This window comes from Arthrobacter sp. Soil782 (assembly GCF_001428435.1).
Taxonomy (GTDB): Bacteria; Actinomycetota; Actinomycetes; order Actinomycetales; family Micrococcaceae; genus Arthrobacter_D; species Arthrobacter_D parietis.
Window position 1 is genome coordinate 36,248 of sequence record NZ_LMSO01000013.1, and the last position, 18,179, is coordinate 54,426.

The window sequence follows — 18,179 nt, forward strand, 5'->3', positions numbered from 1 at the left end:
GCAGGATCGTGGGGACGCTCCTACGATCCTGCACAGATGCGGCACTCCTAACGCGGTTCCGGAGCGTGGAAGTGTTTAGACTGAACCTGCTGCTGCCGTCAATCGCCAAAGGAGTCCGGTCCTGATACGCACCATCAGCTACAACCTTCGTGAGCACAAGGCGCGCGGTGAGCTCGAAGCCCTTGCCGAGGATTACGAGGTGGATCTGCTGTGCCTGCAGGAATGTGATGCCTCGGACCTGCCCGACGTCGTTGGCGGGCTGCAGATGGCAACCGCCACCAAGGAAAACCGGCTGGGACTCGCCATGTATTACCGGCGGGATCGCTTCGATATGGTCCGTGCCGACTCCTTCTCGCTCAAAAAGTCCCTGCATGACCGTGTGCTCACGCCTGCGCACGAGCGGCTGATCGGCGTCAAGCTCCTCGACCTGCAGACGAACAACACGCTTGTGGCCGGCTCCTTCCATGCGGCTCCCCTGACGGCCTCGAATTCGCTGCGGAGACATCAGATCAACGCCGCCCACGCCGAACTCCTGAGCATGGGGGACGGTTTTGCCACCTTGATGGTGGGCGACTTCAACTATCCGTTCTTCACGCAGAAGCTCACCGAGCGCATGAATGAATCCGGCTATGATCTCTCGCTGAGCGACCGGCGAACCTACACCCGCGGCATGGTTTTCCGGGGACACTTCGACTTTGCGACGTCGCGCGGACTGGAAATCGACAAGGTGGAGACCCTTCCGCGTGGGGCGTCCGACCACCTGCCGATCCTCGTGCTAGCGGACTACCGGGCCAACGTCGAGGAGCCGTCAACGGAGGACGAGGTCCAGCCCGCCTAGAATTGTCAGGAGCGGCTGTTACGTTCAGAATTCCACTGGACAGCTGCTCAGGCAGCACAATCCGCGACGGCGGGCACGGGGAGCGGGGCAATCATGAGGGTTGAGTTCGGCTGGTTTCTCGACCGCGCGCCGTGGTCTTTTCAATCCGGTGGCCTGAACACCGTACGGGTGGGCCGCCTCGGCTTTGTGGCACTGCTGCAGACCAGGCTTGGCATCACGCGGCCAGAAGTCGCGCACCTTGTACGCGTGAACCAGTACACCGCGCGTTTGCGGGCACTGGACAGTTCGTCAGCGTGGTTCTCGACCTCCTTTGCCGTGGACCCATGGTCAACCGCTCAGGATCTCCTCTATGCGCGGGATGACCTGGTGGCCAACGGTTGGGACGGCCGTCTTCCCGCAGGCCATCCCTCCAATCTGTTGCAGACTCTGGCGGCGGCTGAGGCGGTCGAACTTCCACTTGCCCCGGCACTTGCTGACGACGTCGCCGGGCTGACGGCTGCCCTGGAAACTCCACTTCCGCTCGGCATCTCAGCCGTTGCGTTGCAGCACCCGCGGTCCTCCTTTCCCTCAATTTGGCAGGCAATTCTCGGGAAGCTCGAAGTGCGCGGCGTCAGCATCGTGGAGCCGGAACCCACCGCAGCGCCGCCACCACGCATCACGGTTCTGCACGCGGAAACTGAGTGGGAAGCCGCAGAGCACGCTGCCCGGTGGTTGGGTGCCGGCGGAAGCGGTAACGCGGGTGCTGCGGGCACTGCGGGCGTTGATGCCATGGCGGCGAGCACCGCTGTCGTCGTATCGCACCAGACCAATGTTCTAGACCATTACCTTTCCGCTCATGGACTGCCGCGCATCGGCATTGGAGCCAGATCCCGTTGGCGTGCACAGGATCAGGTCATCCCGCTCTTCATGGAGGTCATCTGGGGTCCGGCGAATGTGCAGTTGCTCAGTGAATTCCTGTCGCTGCCGGTATCGCCCGTTCGGCGTGACGCCGGCCGTGAACTCCTCAAAGCGCTGAAGGCGGAGCCGGGAACCGGTGGCGAAGCGTGGAGCGCGGCGCTGCAGGCGATCGCAGAGCTGCCCGACTTTGACAGGGAACAGGCCTCCGAGCTTGACGAGTTGTTCTCCGGTAATCTCCTGATCGAGCACCACGGTGTCAGCGGTACGCAGATTGCGGCAAAGACCGAATGGCTTGCGAAACGGCTCGATCGGCTCGTTCGTCATCGCCCCGGGTTGGCCTCTACCTACGCGCAGCTGCAGACGCTGATTGCCCTGATTTCCGGCCTGCCGCTGGTGTCCCGAACGGACCTTCGGCGGATGATCTCCTCGGTCGTGGCGGAAACCACCAATCCGCTTGCAACCAGCGAAGCGTCCGACTGGCTGCGGCTTGAGCACCTCACCGAGCTGATGGATCCAGTGGATGACGTCCTGTGGTGGGGATTCCAGGACGCTACGGCGCCACGAACGCGTCGCTGGGACCGTTCCGATATTGAGTCGCTCTCTTCGGTGGGCGTGCACCTGCCCTCACCCGAGAGCCTGGCGATGCTGCAGATCACCCAGACAGTCCAGGCCTCGACGCGCTGCCGCAACCTTCTAATCGTCCAGACTGCCCAGCAGGAAGGCGAGCCCACTGAGAACAATCCCCTGCTTGAGGCTTTGGTCGCCGCGCAGCCAGCAACCGGTTCGGGGCCATCGCTACGCGCGCAGATCAGGGAACGCACTGTTACACCGGTGCAACTGGTCCAGAACAACCGTTGGGCCTTGGCAGGACGGTCGGCGCGGATGGCCCCCGTCGATCCCGTCCGCGTAGCGCCGCCGCCTCCTGAGTTCGAGCTGGAGCCGCGCGCCGATTTCGCCCCGGACGCGCTGTCCTTCAGCCAGCTCGGCAACCTGCTGGGATGTTCCCTGGCCTGGGTGCTCGACAAGAAAATGCGGTTACGGCCCGCGGATGCCGACAGCGCGCCGAGCGGCAACACCATGATCGGGATCTTCGCTCACAAGCTGGTCGAGGAACTGCATCACGATCTCTCAGCCCAACTCCGCGCCGTCCCCACGCCCGAGGAAATCGACCGCAAGATCGACAAACTCCTGCCGCACCTCGCATCGGAGCTTCTCCTACCAGGGCAAAGCGCAAGGCTGAAGAATTTGCGCGCAGTGCTGTCCTCCAACGTAATGAAGTTCTTCACCTGGGTGAGCGCTGCCGGGATCACCATCCAGGACGTCGAGAAGCCGTTCGAGAAGTTCCTTGAACTTACCGTGGACGGAAAGCAGATGTCGGTTCCGGTGAGAGGCTCCATCGACGTCGCGGGGATAGACGGCGAGGGCAGGCCTGCCGTCATTGACCTGAAATGGAGCAACCGGGACAAGTACCGTGTGGAGGAGGTACGCGAGGGAAAGGCCCTTCAGTTGGCGCTGTACCAGTGGGCGCTTGCCGAAGATCCCGCAGGGGATGTCAGCGAAACTGCGCCGGCCGCCAGGGACCGATCGGCCGGTGGGGACGGACCTGCCGCTTACTACCTGCTCAAGCAGGGCACCTTCGCATCCACCCACCCCGGACTGGGCGGGTCGGCAACAGCAGCTGAAGGACCGGACGTCCTGTGGGATACCGCAGTCAAAGCGGCAACCTTCTCTGTCTCGGAAGTAGTGCAGGGCCGAGTCACGGCAACTCCGCTGGTAGACACAGCCCGTGAGGCTGCCGGCGGGGAAACCGGTGAGGCACGGGCAATTGCGGACGGGCGTTTTTATGGCAAACCGCCCTGCCGGTTCTGCCGTTTCAGCAGGCTCTGCGGATTGGCAGGCGACTTCTCATGAACACCCTCAGCAACGTACTGATGATTTCGGCGAGCGCCGGCACCGGGAAGACGCATGCGCTGACCAACGTCATTGCTGACCGCATTGCCGGCGGCACACCTGCCGCTGCCATCATGGCGACCACCTTCACCAAGAAAGCGGCCGGTGAGCTCAAGGAACGCATAGCTCTGCGACTGCTGGACGATCAGGGCTCGGGCGCTCACGGATCGGGCGCTCAGAACTCCAGCGAACAGGGTTTCAGCTCCGACAACTCGAGCGTGCCGGATCCCCTGAAGCTGAAGGAAGCAGCACAGCAGCTGTCCACGAGCCTCATCGGGACCGTCAACAGCGTCTGTAGCAGGCTCCTCACCGAATACGCCATCGATGCCGGGCTTTCTCCTGCCCTCGAAGCGATCGCCGAGGGTGAGCAGGACGGCATTTTCCGGCTCGCCACGGATGAAGTGCTTGCCGACTACTCGGAACAGATCCTGCCGATCGCGCGCAGAATGAGCATGGTCGAGGATGACGCATGGATGGTGCTCGTCCGCGGTATCTGCGATGCGGCCCGCAATAACCTCCTGCAACCACAGGACCTCGCTGCCTGTGCCAAACGTTCCTGGCAGGGCTACCAGAGCGTCCTGGAGGAGCGCGGGACGTATGACGGCAGGCAAGCCTGGTTGGACGGCCTCCGCCAGGCGCTGCCGGAACTTCGGGCCGTGGTGCGTGACGGCGTCGACCCCGCCGGCAGACCCGTCAATGTGGCAGCCAAGAACTTCGCGGAGAACTGGCCCAAGGTTGTCCACCGGATCACCTCGATGGGGGACGTCGAGGACGTCTCCTGGGAGCAATGGCGCGGCGCTGTTCCTGCCGCGTCCTCAAAGCTCATCAAAACCATCTTCGAGCAGCCGATCACTGCATTTTCAGAAGAGCTCCTGAGCAATCCGGCGTTCCACGATGACATTGAACAGTTCATCCGGCTTATCTACGCGTGTGCGGCTGAATGCCTCGAAGCGTTCGAGCGTTTCAAGCACACCCACGGCTTGATGGACTTCGTTGACCAGGAAACCCTGGCCCTCAAACTCGTCCGTGAGAATGAGGCGTTCAGACAGTCCTTCTCGCAGCGGGTGCAGTTCCTGGTGGTGGATGAATTCCAGGACACCAGTCCCCTTCAACTTGAACTCTTCCTGCAGCTGAGCAGGCTCGTGGATCGCGCTGTGTGGGTGGGCGACCCCAAGCAGGCCATCTACGAGTTCCGCGGAACCGATCCTGAGCTGATGGATGCAGTGGTCTCCAAGGTGACCCAGCGTGAGATGTTGAGCAGCTCCTGGAGGTCCGAGCAGGTTCCCCTCGACCTGTCCAACGCAACGTTCATCCCGTTGTTCGCAGCCGTTGGGATGAGCCGCGAGTCCGTGGAGCTCCGGCTACCGGACGCCCGTGCCGACTGCACCGGCGGGTTCCTGGAAGCGTGGAGCCGGACAGCGGGGAAAGACGAAGAGCGGCTTGCGACAACCGCCGTCGGTGTCGCTGACCTGCTGCGCCGGCGTCCGGAGCTGGTACCGAAAGAGATTGCCGTGCTGACGCGCACCAATAAGGAAGCGCAGGCAGTGGCAGCAGCGCTGTCCGCACTCGGCATCCGGGCAACGCTCAACAGCCAGCCGCTGCTGAGTTCCCGTGAGGTGCAATTGGCGCGTGCCTCGCTGGCCTTCGTTGCCGACGCACGTGACACTATCGCGCTCAGTGAGGTTGTTGCCCTGCATCCGGGGCACCGCGCACATGAGAAGTGGCAGCAGGCGTTGCTGGCCTCGCCCGAGCCTGCTGAAACCCTCGCGCAATGGGCTGCCGATCCGCTCTGTACAGCGCTCACGGAGCTGAATGGGCGGGCCATCGCGTCTACGCCCACTGAGGTGTTCGAAGAGGTGGTCAGCCTCATCGGCCTCCCGGCGTTGCTGAAGACCTGGTCTGCCCCCGAGACGCGCCTGCGGAACCTCGATGCTGTGCGTGCCGAGTTCAACAACTACTACGAGGCCGCCAAGGCGCTCAAGGCCCCGGCAACCCTGCGCGGTGCACTGCAGTTCTTGTCCGAATCGGAGGCTGTTGCCTCTGATAACTCAGGTGACGACGTCGTTAATGTGATGACGTATCACAAGGCCAAGGGGCTCGAGTGGCCGGTGGTCATTATGGAGAGCCTGGACCGCGAAGTGGGCGCCCGTGCGTTCGGTGTGGCGGTGGAGTCCGACGGCGAGTTCGACCTCGACGAACCTCTTGCCGGACGCTGGATCCGGTTCTGGCCCTCCCCCTTCCCGTACAAGGGCTCACCGCTGGATGCCGCAGCGAAATCGAGCGACGTCCTCATGGCCAATGAGGACCGCGAACGCCGCAACGCTGCGCGCCTCATGTATGTGGGCATGACCCGGTCCATCAACACCACCATCCTCACCGCGAAGGGCAGCTCACCGCTTGGCTTGAATGATTTGGGCATCACCGGCCTGATCAAGTGGTCGGGCGAGAAGCACGACGGCGTTATCACGGTAAACGGAAATGAACTGCCGGCGTATGTGCAGACCTACGTCGCAGAGGACGCACCGGAGAGCGTCACCACCACCTCATCTATCCAGTACGACGACGCCGCGGCCGCTCCCCTAGCCGGGTCCTATCTGCCCGCGCGAATCAAGGCGAGCGCCCAGACAACCACGAACGGGACCGACACCGACGCACGCATCTACGAGCACGCGCACCTCGGTGACCCGCTGGCCACCAGAGGAGACGAACGATGGGCCTCCGTGGGTTCGGCCGTCCACGCGTACCTCGGCACGGAGTACACGGCGCTGGATCGAGCCGGGCAACTCGGCGTTGCCAAGGAGATCCTTGACCGGTGGCAGGTAGGCGACCTCATCGGCGTCGAACTGCTCCTCACCGCAGGTGACCGGTTCGCGGAGTATCTCGCGTCAGTGTATCCGGGCGCACCAGTGCTTCGAGAGGTGCCCATCTCGTGGCGCACTGGGCAGAACCAGTACATGGAAGGCTGGATCGACCTGCTCATTGAACTGCCCGAGGGGTTTGTCCTAATCGACCACAAGAGCTACCCCGGTGAGGATCCGGCGAAACATATCCGCAAGGAAAACCTCGGGCAGATGGAAACTTACCGTCAGGCACTCCTTGATGTGACAGGGAAGCCGGTCGTCGAGACCCTGATCCACCTGCCGGCCCTCGGCAAGGTGTACAAAATTGACTGAGCACACCGTCCACTGCATCCCAGAGAAGCCCGTCTTCGATGACGGCCAGTCGGCCGAGCGGGCCGTCTGGCAGGTGCTGAAGGCAGCGTTGCCGGACGGCGTGGTGCTGGCTCACTCGGTTCAGGTACGGTACGGAAGCTCCGAACACGAGATCGATCTGCTCGTCCTGTGGCCCGGCGTCGGCATGGCAGCCATCGAGGTCAAGGGTGGCCTGGTCAGTGTGGACAAGGGTCAGTGGTACCAGTCGGACCGCTCCGGGAAACATCCGATCCAAAGCCCGCTGGTGCAATCCCAGGGCTCCAAGCATGCGTTCCAGGAGTGGATCGGCGAGCAGCTGGGCAACGTGCTGACCAGCCGCTTCGCCTACATGGCGTGCATTCCCTACACCTCTGTGCCCCGGGACTGGACGCTCAGTGGATCTCCCCGGGCGCTGATTCTGGATCGAGAAGACCTGCCCGGAGCGGCCGAGAAAATCCGTCACGCCATCGAAACGGAAGCCAGCGGCGCAACTCCGCTGGCGGCGTCGTACCTGGCACGGATTGTGCGGAAGCTGGAAGGAAGCTTCGACTCTCTGCCCAGTGACACGTCGAACACAGCCGAAAGCGAAGACCTGCAGGACCAGCTGACCGAGCGGCAGGACACCCTGCTGTCAGCTACCCGCGATATCCCGCGCATCCGCTTCACAGGCGGCGCCGGCAGCGGCAAGACGTGGCTTGCCCTTGCCAAGGCGCAGGAGCTCTGCAAGTCAGGCAAACGAGTTGGGGTCTTCTGCTACAACAAGGGCCTGGGAATACACCTGCAGAACAAGGTAACCTCCTGGCGGCAGAGACAACCGGCGTTCACCGGAGAGTTTCACGAATATGTGCGGTCCCTCGGGGTGCCCGACGGAGAAGGGCAGTCCTACTTTGACGAGGAGATGCCTCAACTTCTCAAGGACAGGGCCGCTCACCTTCCGATGGACCAGAAGTTCGACGCCGTAGTGGTGGATGAAGCGCAGGACTTCGCTCCGCTGTGGTGGGAAGCTCTGTTCCAGTGCCTGAAGGATCCGGACTTCAGCGAGATCTACGCCTTCATGGACGACCGACAGGATGTCTACCACCGCAGCGGCGGAACCGCGGACTTCACCAACGGACCGCTGGCTGGCCTGGTGCCCATTCATGTGGACGACAATCTCCGCAACACCCGCCGCATCGCCCTGACCTTCAAACCCCTGGCCGGCAAGCGCTTCACCCCACGAGGGAACACCGGGATGCCGGTGCGGCGCGTCGACTGCACTACGGAGGACGCTCTGGACCGCGCCTCGGATTGCGTGGATGCGCTGATCGACGAGGGCTGGCCGGCAAACCAGATAGCGCTGCTGACCACCAACCATCGGCACCCCATTCACCTGCAGCACCACGAAGGCGGCACAACCCTCGATTACTGGAACGAGTTCCACGCGAAGGAAGCCGAGTTCTATGGCCATGTACTCGGCTTCAAGGGACTCGAGCGATCAGTGGTCATTCTCTGCGTAGACGGATTCAAGAACCTGGAGCGGGCAGCCGAGCAACTCTACGTCGGCATGTCGAGAGCGCGTAGCCTACTGATCATCGTGGGCAATTCAGACCTCATTGCCCAGGGCGGCGGCAAGGAACTGGCTCAGGCTCTGCGGGCGTGCGAGGTATGGAATCCGGTGGTGGGCGGGTGAACCCAGACACAGCGCTGCCCCCGCGCCACACGGGCACAGGGGCAGCACCGGCAGAAGAACGACGGCGGGGTCACACCACCTCAAGTGCCTCGGGGATCGGCGTCTCGCCGGTGTTGAACTGGATAAACTTCCCAACAGTCCCCGGATTGTTCAGCACCGATGCAGCCACTTGCGCCACATCCTCACGTGCCACTGAATCCTGCTGCGGCTCGGCCGACACCTCGATGGTTCCCTTGCCGGGATCCGTGGTCAGCGCGCCCGGGCCGAGGATGGTCCACTCGAGGTCAGTCCCGCGCAGGTACTCGTCTGCCGCAGCCTTCGCCTCCGCGTAATGGAAGAACCCATTGTCCTCGGGCACACCGTGATCCTTCCGTGCGCCGATGTAGGAAACCATCACGTAGCGGTTCACGTCCGCCTCCTTAGCTGCGTCCATGGAACGGATTGCAGCGTCCCGGTCTATGGCGTAGGTCGCCTCAGGGCTACTGCCTCCCGAACCCGCGGACCACACCACCGCATCATGCCCGCGTACGACGTCGGCCAGCTCACCGACCGCAAGCTGAGTCACGTCCGCGATCACCGGCTTCGCTCCTGTGTCCTCGATGTCGGCTGACTGATCGGGATTGCGAATGATCGAGCTCACTTCATGACCGGCTCCGGACAGGATCCGCGACAGGTGCAACGCCACTTTTCCGTGGCCTCCAATGATGGCAATGCGTGACATATCCGCTCCTTTTCGTTGGGTGTCTTGTCCTTGGCAACACCACGAAACCGCTGAGCATTCCAACAGGGTGCCGGCCACCGGGGATTGGGCGTTGCCGCCGCGCAGCTTTTCAGCAGGATTGGCCTAAAACAGGATTCGAGCCACAATCCGTAGGGGAAACTGACTCTGGGAAAGCCTGCCCTACGAGAAAGAGACACACACATGGGGGTACTGGACCGCGAATGGTCCCGGAAGGATGACGTGCCGCCGTTGTCGGGCGGGATGCGGCCGTCGTCGTCAGTGCCGCCGTTGTCGGGCGGGATGCGGCAATCCAGCTCGGGGCGCGTTCCGCAATGGGCGCTCGAGGAAGCGCTGAACGAACAGCTTCGCGCGTACGCAGCTGAGAACGGCGGGAGGCGGGTTCGGGGAGAGCGCCGCCGCCGTCGTCGTGAGCGGTCTTCAGTCCGTAAGCTGCGGGTCCGCACTGGAGTGCTCATCGCGTTTGTTATCGCCCTCTATCTAACTCCCACCGTCTTCGAGCGCGACATCTTTCCCGATGTTCTTCCGCACCTGCCCTGGTCCAACGTGCCGCCGCGCGGTGTGGAAGCAGCAGCCGCGCCGCTGGGGACGCCGCCGCCGTCGACCGGTTCTGCTCAGTACAAGCTGTTTGAGTACCCCGGTCTCCGGCAGGAATTTGTCGCCTATGACCCGTGCCGGCCCGTGCACTATGTGATCCGTCCGAATTTTGCGCCGGCTGGAACCGAGGGGATCGTTCAGGAAGCCGTTGCCGAGGTGGCTGCCGCAACCGGGCTGACCTTCGTCTTCGACGGACCAACAACCGAAGCTCCAAGCCCCGAGAGCCGCGACTCCTATCAGCCTGAGCTGTACGGCAAGCGATGGGCACCGGTCCTCATTACGTGGACCAGTCCGGAAGAGGTGCCGGATCTCGCGGGTCCCACAGCGGGACTCGGCGGCAGTGAGGTAGCGCAGCGTCCGGACAAACCCATGGTCCTCGTGGCGGGTCAGGTGATGCTCGATGCGCCGGCCATGACCGAGATCCTCGGGTATCCGGGCGGGCGCGACCATGTAAGGGCCATCGTCATCCACGAACTGGCGCACGTGCTCGGTCTCGACCACGTGGATGATCCGAACCAGCTCATGTATGAGGAGACCAGGGAGCTGACCACCCTCGCAGACGGGGACCTCGCCGGTCTGGCGAAGCTCGGCGCAGGGCCGTGCGTGCCGGAGCTCTAAGACCCTTGACGCCGGCTGATCGCAGCTCCACAGTGGGCCAATGACCGTTCCGGATTCCCAATCAGGACCCGCCGAACTGCAACATCCCCGATTTGCGCGCGCCTATGCCCGGGCTGTGGAGGAGATGAACCGCAGGGGCGCCGATGAACACCGCCGCGCTCTCCTGGCGGACTTGACCGGTGTTGTGGTCGAGATCGGTGCCGGTGAGGGATCGAATTTCGCACACTATCCGCGCACGGTCACCGAGGTTCTGGCGGTCGAACCGGACGATCACCTCAGGTCCATCGCCATCCGCCGGGCGTCCGGTGCGCCGGTTCCCGTTCGAGTGGTCACCGGCACGGCCGAAAGCATTCCGGTTGAGGATGGCAGTGCGGACGCTGTTGTCGCGAGCCTCGTACTGTGCAGCGTTTCGGACCAGGTTGCTGCCCTGGCTGAGGTCCGCAGGGTGCTGCGCCCGGGCGGGATTCTTGCCTTCTACGAGCACGTCCGCTCGGACCGGAAAGTCCTCGCTGCCCTCGAGGACGTGATGACACCCTTGTGGCGACGGGCTGCCGGCGGCTGCCACCCCAACCGGGACACGCTGCAAGCAATCAGCGCTGCCGGCTTCGACATCAGAGACAACGAGCGCTTCGGGTTCTCGGTTCAGCCATTGGCGCCGCGCGTTGCGCACATCCTCGGTCACGCGGTTGCCCCTTGAGCGCCGGATCCCCCCGGGACGTACGGGCGCCGGGACCCTGCGAGCGCCGGTCCGGGCCGAATCTACAACGGCGGTTCAAGCCCCACGAGCGCAACGGCCAAACCATAAGCGACACCCATGACCACCAGTTCACCGGCCGCCAGCCTTCCGAAGTCGGCACGGCTGAAGGTGTTTCCCGCAAGCAGACGACGGCGGTGCAACGCCCCGAACCCGATCAACCCTCCCAGCGCAACCACCTTCAACGCCAGCACCAGGCCATACAGGGAACCAGGCAGCGCCGTCAGGTCCGGTACTCGCACGAGTGCGCTGACCACACCGCTGACAGTGACCACAGCCGCGCAGATCAGCGCGAGGCGGCTGAACCGCTTCACCACGGCGTGCAGCACCTCAACCCGGTACAGCGCCAGCCATCCGAGACCCGCAAGCCCACCGACCCACACCGATGCTGCCGCTATGTGCCCGGTCATGCTGAACATCGCGAGGCCGTGCCCCGACTCGGAAGCGGCGTGTCCGCCGAGGGCCAGCGTGGTGGTGCCCGCAACGGCCAGGAACAGTGCCATTCTCAATGCAGTGGAGGTCCGCGCGACCCACGCCATGACAGCGCTGGCCAGCAGGAATCCGATCTGCGCAATCAGCGCACGCCCCGACGCGAGCTGATCCAGAAAGACCCCGAAGTCCGCGAACCCTGCCCCCTGCAACGGACCCTGACCCAGCACGTCGAAGTAGGTCCAGAGCAGGAACAACCCACAAACGACGACGGCGGCCAGCGCCGCCACGCTCCCCCGCCTGCCGAGCCGTATGGCTAAGGGTGCGAGAACTTCCGAACCGGCGTCGTCGCCTTGGGGGTTGTCTGCGGGTAGCAGGACGCCAACGCACAACAGTGCAATCGCCGTCAGGCTAGTGAGGTGCACCAGCATGCGCACCAGCGGCAAAGTCCAGCCGACAAAGTTGGCGGCGCCGCCGTCGTCGGACAGCCCGAAAAGTGCCAGCGGAATCAATGCCGACACCACCACGGCCACCAAAGCGACGGTCAGGAAACGCCCGGAGGGCGCACCGACAGCGTGGGCTGTTCGGGGAAACACCTGCATGGCAGCCTTCCGGACGGTCATTACGCCTCAGCATCGGCACAGCTCAGAGACGGTCCTCCGATCCTAGGCCAGCGTCCGGCCGCGGACCCGCACAGCGTCCGGCCGCTCATTGAAGGAGAACCCGCGAAAGGACCCCGCCGCTGATAAATCACAGCGACGGGATCCTCCTGCTTCACTTAGCTCATCCGGTGACGGCGGTCAGCTCGTTCGGAGTGTGCTCCAGTTCACCGGTTCCGGTGATTTCCCCGGATTCCACGTCAACGGCATGGATGGTGTTGGTGGACGGGTCGGTGATGTAGGCAGTGTGGTCTTCGACGAAGATGGTTGGTCGCGGTTGCTGCCATTCGAGCGGTTCCTCCCACTCTCCAATCACCGGGAAACTGTTGGTCACCTCGGCGGTCTCAGGGTCAATCACGTGCAGCGAGCCGTCCGTGCCCAGGACCAGCCCTTCACCATGCGGACCGCGGGCCAGTGACCGGAAGCTGTAACTCGTGCCGAGCTCAACCAGCGTGAGGTCCTTCGTCTCGGTGTTGATCAGCGAGATCGTTTCTGGGCGCTCCAGTTCAACGTCGGGATCCTGCTTGTAGTCGCCGAGTGTGATGACCGATTCCTCAGACCCTGCCTGATTGCCGATCCGCCCGTACTCGGTGGGGCTGTCGAGCTTGGTGATCTTGCCGTCGTCGTAGATAAGGACGCCGGTCTGGCAACCGATCACCACGGCTTCCCCTGCGGCCGTCGCTTCACCGTGTACACCCGGGCAATCCTCGTTACGGGTGATCTCCTTGCCGTCTTCGTCGAAGACCACAATGCCGGGGCGTTCTTCCTCGTTGCCGAGCGTGAGCACCAGTTCACCACTGGAAAGCTCGACGGCGACACCATGGTGCGCTTCCTCCGCCGAGTAGGTCTCGACTTCCGGTTGGCCTTCGGCGAGGTCACTGGATTCGAAAACCGTCACTTCGCCGGTTCCGTCGCTGAAGAGGACGGTCTTGCCGTCGTGGCGGACCACGTGACCGGGCTTGCTCGTGGGAAAGGCGATGTCCGTCATCACCGGTTCCTCAGCGTGGGAGGTGCCGCCGTCGGTCCAGGCTCCGGTGTCGAGCACTTCGAAGCCTTCGGCGGTCGAGATGATGACGTGGCGTCCATCGCCGGCTGGATTGATCCGGTTGAAGCCCTCCATCGGGAAGTCGCCGAGCACCTCGAAGGTGTCGCCGTCGAGCACCTGGATGCCGCCGTCGTACGTCGTGACTACGCGAGGGGTGGGTTCGGCGACGGTTACTGCTGCGTCGGCGGCACCCGTCGCTGCCGGTTCCGGGTTGGTTCCGCAGCCGGTGAGCACAAGGCCCGTGACCGCGAACGCCGTGGCTAAGCGGATGGGTCTGGAGCGGTGATGCATGGGTATTCCTTTCAATGGGTGATTTCTGACAGTGCGTGATTCATGACAGTGCTTCGGTGATGCGCTGGGTGTTTGTGCGCATCATGTCCAGGTAGGTGTCGGCGCCGGAGCCCTCGGCGCCGAGGGATTCTGTGAACAGCGGGACCACGTCGATGTCCGTGCCCACTTCCGCGGCGAGGACTTCGGCAAGCCGTTGTGACTGGGAGGAGTCGGCGAAAATCGCCACGACGCCGGCGTCCCGGATCTTCCTGGTCAGGTCATCGAGGTCCGACGAGCTCGGCGATGCCAGCGTGGTGCCGCTCGGAATCACTGCGCCGATGACATCGAACCCGAACGGCTGGGCGAGATAGCCAAACACATGGTGGTTTGTGATGAGCTTCCGTCTGTCCTCGGGAATCGTGGCGAAGCTGCCCTCCATCTCGGTTTCGAGCACGCTGAGTTCCGTGAGGTATGCCGCGGTTTGCTCGCGTATGAGGTCGTCGTTCACACCGTCCACGTGCTCGACAATTTCGTCAGCAAGCGCTTCGGACGCCTGCGCCACCCGGCCGGGGTCGGTCCAGAAGTGGGGATCGTCGGAGGTGGTGCCGTCGCCGTCGGTGGAGGTGCCGCCGTCGTCGTCGTGGGTGAAGGTGATCGGCTCGATCGCGTCCATGGCCTGGACGGTGGGGACACCCTGCGCGGCCGCTGCTTCGACATGGTTGAGCACGCCCTCCTCGAGGTCTGCGCCGTTGGAGATGATGAGGTCGGCGTTCTCGATCCGGGCCGCCTGCTGGGCCGAAATCCCGAAGGAGTGCGGGTCTGCGTTCGACTCCATGAGAACGACGACCTCGGCCTGGTTCCCGATGAGGTTACGGGTGATATCTCCCAGAATGTTGGTGGTGACGACGACGGTGGGCCGGTCCGCGGCGGCGGCGGAGCATCCGCTCAATCCCGTTGCGAGGACAAGCGCTGCGGCGGTGAGCGCGCGCCTCACAGTCCGGTCTCCAACAGGAAGTCGGCGGACGGAACGTCGAAGGTTCGGGCAATGCGGAGGCCGTCGGCGTAGTTAATCTCGTACACCGTCGATGCCGCCGGATCACTCACGTAAGCACGGGAGGTATCGATGCGTAGCTGCGGCGTCGAATCCTCGACGGGTTCCAGCAGCGGAACCCGGTTAGGGACTTCACCGGATTCAGGGTCGACGGACAGCAGGGACCCGTCGGTGCCCACGGCGAGAACGGTTTGCGTGTCCCCTACTGCTGACGCAGCGACTACCGGAACGGGTGTCTTGAGGAACGTCCATACCCGCTTTGTAACGTCGAGGTGCCAGACCCCGGTGTCGCCAGAGGGGCCCGCGAGTTCGTTTGAACCGGGGCGATGGCTGAGCATACGTGCAGGCTCAACTGCTGCGTCTGCGGGGTACGGGATGTGCTCGGCTGCGAACGCGCCATCGTCCTCAGTTATCAACAGCGCGCCGTTTGTGCAGGAGAAGACGACGCCGGCACGAGTCTGCGCATGGGAGCTCAGTCCGGGGCACTGTGCCTTGGGCAGTACGGTCTGGTCTTTGAGGTTCCGGACTTCGACGCCGTCGGGAGTTCCGTTGGGGCCTTCCACGCTGGCGATGAAGGAATCCTCGAACGGGACCACGACTCCGCGGTGAGGGCTGGTGGTGATGCGTCCGGTCTCGACGATCGTGCCGGCGTCCAGATCCTCGGTGCGGTAGAGGGAGGCGTACCCCTCCGAATCGGAGAACACGGCAATCATCGAGCCGTTTCCGGCAATGAAACCCGGGTCTTCGAGATCCAGCGTGCCGACCACGCCCGGATCGGCGCTGTAGTAGTGGTCGTGGTCTCCGTGGGCGACGGTCCAGGCGCCGGTGTCGAACACGTTGACGCCGTCGTCGGTGGAAATGAAGGCGTACCGGCCGTCCTGGTGGACTGCAGCGACCGGGCCGAAGGTGCCGGCGTCGACGGTTTCTTCCGTCAAGAGTGAGAGCAGTTGGGCTTCTCCGGTTTCTTCGTCGACGGTGAGCAACCCGGTCTGCGGCTCAGCATTTTCCTGCGCTCCGGCGATGTAGCCGTGAGGTTGCGTTTCAACAGGAGTCTGGCTGCCGGCGTCGGGCTGGGTACCGGCGTCGGACGTTGCGCACGCTGCGAGCAGCGGGAGCAGGCCAAGCAGGAGGAGCGGGCTTCTAGTTCGATGCACTGGGCTGAAATTCCGTTTCTAGGGAGGGAGCGGGTTTTGCCTGGGTGAGGAGCGTGTGGGCGAGGGCGGAGATGAAGTAGGACAGTGCGGCGGCGAGGGCAATGGTGGCTCCTGCCGCGGTGGAGGCGTACCAGGAGATCCACAGGCCGACCACTACGCTGGCAGCGCCGAGAGCGGATCCGAGGACCATCCCGGTGCGGACGGATTTCGCCCACACCAGCGCTGCGGCCGGTGGAGCGATGAGGAGTCCGAAGACGAGCAGCGTGCCCACCACTTGAAACGATGCCGCTACCGCCAAAGTGATCAGGCACAGCAACACGAAGTGCGTGCGTCGAGGGTGCAGGCCGAGGCTCGCGGCCTTCTGCGGATTGAAGGCGGCGGCAGTGAACGCGCGATGGTGGACGGCGGCAGTTGCCAGGACCACTGCGCCGACGACCGAGAGCACCAGGATGTCATCCATCCCCACGGCAAGGATGTCACCGAACAGTGTTCCGGTCAGGTCGACGGCGAAGGTTCCGGCTGAAGATACGAGGATCACCCCGAGTGAGAGCATCACGACGAACAGCAGTCCGATCGCCGTGTCCTGCGAAACCCGCCGGTTCCTCGTGATCACCGAGACGCCCGCAGCGGTCGCCGCAGCACTGACCGCTGCACCGATGATGAGGTTGCCGCCCAGCAGCGACGCGATCGCGATCCCCGGCAGCAGACCGTGCGCCATCGCATCTCCGAGGAACGCCATACCGCGCACTACCACCCAGGTTCCGACCACGGCGCAGAACACAGCAACCAGTACGCCGCCGATCAGGGCACGCTGCACGAAGGACGCGCTTAGGGGCTCAAGTAACCATTCCATCGCGACTCATCCTATATTGATAATGAGAATGATTAGCAAATAAGGAGAATGATGGTGATTGTGAGCGGCGTTCGATACGCCTATCCGAGCAGGCGCGCACTTGGGGAGGTTTCGCTCGCGTTCGAGAGAGGGGTGCACACCGCGGTCACGGGCACCAACGGCTCAGGAAAGTCGACATTGCTGGCGTTGGTTGCCGGCGTGCTGAGGCCGCAGTCCGGATCGGTGACCCTCACCACCAGCCGCCGGCCGGCCTTTGTCATCCAGCACACGCGGACCTCGGAGATCCTTCCCTGTACGGTGCGTCAGACGGTCGAGATGGGACGGTGGCCTCATCGTTCCTGGCTGTTGCCGCTTGGTCCGCGAAATCGCCGTATCGCGCGGGATGCCATGGAACGCCTGGGGATTTCGGACCTCGCTGATCGGCAACTCGCCGGGCTTTCCGGCGGGCAACGTCAGCGTGCGCTTATTGCGCAGGGGCTGGCGCAGGAATCGGACATCCTGATCCTTGACGAGCCCACGGCCGGCTTGGACACTGCGGCACACCGGCTCATCCGCTTGGCGGTCGACGAGGAACTGCTGCGTGGCGTGACCGTCATCGAATCGAGCCACTCACCCGAGGACATCGAGCGTGCAGATCGGGTAGTCACACTCGAGGGCGGCCTCGTCATCTCCGATACAGGATCGGTGCCCCGGCCGGCGATCAGCGCTACCCTGACTTCGTGACCGTTGTTATTGACCATGCCACCGCGAACGACGCCGGCCCTCTCGCCACCCTGGCTGCCGTCACCTTCCCGCTCGCTTGTCCACCGACGTCGCATCCCGACGACATTGCACACTTCATCGCATCAGAGCTTTCCGAGGAACGGTTCACCCAACACATAGCGGACCCGGACAAGATCCTGCTATGCCTGCGGGAGGATGGTCACCTTCTTGCCTGGAGCACGCTGGTCAAAGGACTTCCCAAGGACGAGCAGGTGCGGTCTTCCCTCTCGCTTTTCCCGACCATCGAGCTGAGCAAGTTCTATGTGCACCCGTCGCATCACGGGCAAGGATCATCGTCGCGCCTGATGGAAGCGTCGCTCGAGGTTGCGGCGAAGGGAACCGGCGCCAAGGGAATCTGGCTCGGCACCAATGACCGCAATGCCCGTGCCGTCCGCTTTTACGAGAAGCACGGATTCACGCGTGTGGGGGCGAAGACGTTTCAGCTTGGACGGAACGTGGAAACGGACTTCGTGCTGGAGCGTGCGTTGGGCTGAGTGTGGTTTGGCGGGATTGTGCCAGTCGAGCGACGTGCGGCTTTAGCAGGGGTGCCTATCAGCCGTACCGAAGCTAACCGCCGGTTACGCCTCGGACACGACGTCCTGCCTGAGGTTCCCGGGCCAGGAGCATCCGTCGTACCGGCCCTGGCTGTTCTGGCTGAAGCGGCCAGTGCCGGAGCGGTGAGCAGCCGTGCCGCCACCATCAT

At 63.7% G+C, this 18,179-nt stretch carries 14 protein-coding genes; 8 read left to right on the top strand and 6 right to left on the bottom strand.

Annotated features, from left to right (window positions below; all coding sequences use genetic code 11):
- Nucleotides 1–124 precede the first annotated feature (124 nt).
- The 4 genes from ASH00_RS15980 to ASH00_RS15995 all read left to right on the top strand — a co-directional run bounded on the left by ASH00_RS15980 (nucleotide 125) and on the right by ASH00_RS15995 (nucleotide 8,545).
- On the top strand, nucleotides 125–838 hold the full coding sequence (locus tag ASH00_RS15980; protein ID WP_056550409.1) for an endonuclease/exonuclease/phosphatase family protein: 714 nt from the start codon (nucleotides 125–127) through the stop codon (nucleotides 836–838).
- A gap of 93 nt (nucleotides 839–931) precedes the next feature.
- On the top strand, nucleotides 932–3,646 hold the full coding sequence (locus ASH00_RS15985; RefSeq protein WP_056550411.1) for a PD-(D/E)XK nuclease family protein: 2,715 nt from the start codon (nucleotides 932–934) through the stop codon (nucleotides 3,644–3,646).
- On the top strand, nucleotides 3,643–6,858 hold the full coding sequence (locus ASH00_RS15990) for a UvrD-helicase domain-containing protein (protein ID WP_056550412.1): 3,216 nt from the start codon (nucleotides 3,643–3,645) through the stop codon (nucleotides 6,856–6,858). The genes ASH00_RS15985 and ASH00_RS15990 overlap by 4 nt, the downstream gene beginning before the upstream one ends.
- Nucleotides 6,851–8,545 carry a nuclease-related domain-containing DEAD/DEAH box helicase gene (locus ASH00_RS15995; RefSeq protein WP_056550413.1) on the top strand — a complete coding sequence of 565 codons (1,695 nt, stop codon included), beginning with the start codon at nucleotides 6,851–6,853 and terminating at the stop codon, nucleotides 8,543–8,545. Before ASH00_RS15990 ends, ASH00_RS15995 begins: the two co-directional genes overlap by 8 nt.
- 70 nt (nucleotides 8,546–8,615) lie before the next feature.
- On the opposite strand, the gene ASH00_RS16000 is transcribed toward ASH00_RS15995, so the two are convergent.
- On the bottom strand, nucleotides 8,616–9,266 hold the full coding sequence (locus ASH00_RS16000; protein WP_056550414.1) for an SDR family oxidoreductase: 651 nt from the start codon (nucleotides 9,264–9,266) through the stop codon (nucleotides 8,616–8,618).
- Nucleotides 9,267–9,467: 201 nt separating this feature from the next.
- On the opposite strand from ASH00_RS16000, the gene ASH00_RS16005 reads away from it, so the two are divergent.
- Together ASH00_RS16005 and ASH00_RS16010 are read left to right on the top strand one after the other, a co-directional pair.
- Nucleotides 9,468–10,499 (top strand): matrixin family metalloprotease, encoded by a 1,032-nt coding sequence (locus ASH00_RS16005; RefSeq protein ID WP_082566213.1) that lies wholly within the window; start codon nucleotides 9,468–9,470, stop codon nucleotides 10,497–10,499.
- Nucleotides 10,500–10,539: 40 nt separating this feature from the next.
- On the top strand, nucleotides 10,540–11,196 hold the full coding sequence (locus tag ASH00_RS16010) for a class I SAM-dependent methyltransferase (RefSeq protein ID WP_056550416.1): 657 nt from the start codon (nucleotides 10,540–10,542) through the stop codon (nucleotides 11,194–11,196).
- Between the two features lie 62 nt (nucleotides 11,197–11,258).
- Here ASH00_RS16010 and ASH00_RS16015 read toward each other — a convergent pair whose 3' ends face one another.
- From ASH00_RS16015 to aztB, 5 genes are all read right to left on the bottom strand, one after another.
- Nucleotides 11,259–12,305, bottom strand: a complete 1,047-nt coding sequence (locus tag ASH00_RS16015; protein ID WP_056550418.1) for a copper resistance D family protein — start codon at nucleotides 12,303–12,305, stop codon at nucleotides 11,259–11,261.
- Nucleotides 12,306–12,465: 160 nt separating this feature from the next.
- The gene (aztD, locus tag ASH00_RS16020) at nucleotides 12,466–13,677 is read right to left on the bottom strand and encodes a zinc metallochaperone AztD (RefSeq protein ID WP_056550420.1); all 1,212 of its coding nucleotides are present in this window, start codon (nucleotides 13,675–13,677) and stop codon (nucleotides 12,466–12,468) included.
- A gap of 40 nt (nucleotides 13,678–13,717) precedes the next feature.
- Nucleotides 13,718–14,650 carry a zinc ABC transporter substrate-binding protein AztC gene (aztC, locus tag ASH00_RS16025; protein ID WP_056550422.1) on the bottom strand — a complete coding sequence of 311 codons (933 nt, stop codon included), beginning with the start codon at nucleotides 14,648–14,650 and terminating at the stop codon, nucleotides 13,718–13,720.
- The gene (locus ASH00_RS16030; protein ID WP_056550423.1) at nucleotides 14,647–15,861 is read right to left on the bottom strand and encodes a hypothetical protein; all 1,215 of its coding nucleotides are present in this window, start codon (nucleotides 15,859–15,861) and stop codon (nucleotides 14,647–14,649) included. Before ASH00_RS16030 ends, aztC begins: the two co-directional genes overlap by 4 nt.
- Nucleotides 15,848–16,714, bottom strand: a complete 867-nt coding sequence (gene aztB / locus ASH00_RS16035) for a zinc ABC transporter permease AztB (protein ID WP_056550425.1) — start codon at nucleotides 16,712–16,714, stop codon at nucleotides 15,848–15,850. The genes ASH00_RS16030 and aztB overlap by 14 nt, the downstream gene beginning before the upstream one ends.
- A gap of 60 nt (nucleotides 16,715–16,774) precedes the next feature.
- On the opposite strand from aztB, the gene aztA reads away from it, so the two are divergent.
- Nucleotides 16,775–17,437 (top strand): zinc ABC transporter ATP-binding protein AztA, encoded by a 663-nt coding sequence (gene aztA, locus ASH00_RS16040; RefSeq protein WP_442854362.1) that lies wholly within the window; start codon nucleotides 16,775–16,777, stop codon nucleotides 17,435–17,437.
- Nucleotides 17,434–17,970, top strand: coding sequence for a GNAT family N-acetyltransferase (locus ASH00_RS16045; RefSeq protein WP_056550427.1), 537 nt, complete (start codon nucleotides 17,434–17,436; stop codon nucleotides 17,968–17,970). Before aztA ends, ASH00_RS16045 begins: the two co-directional genes overlap by 4 nt.
- The last annotated feature ends 209 nt before the right edge of the window (nucleotides 17,971–18,179 follow it).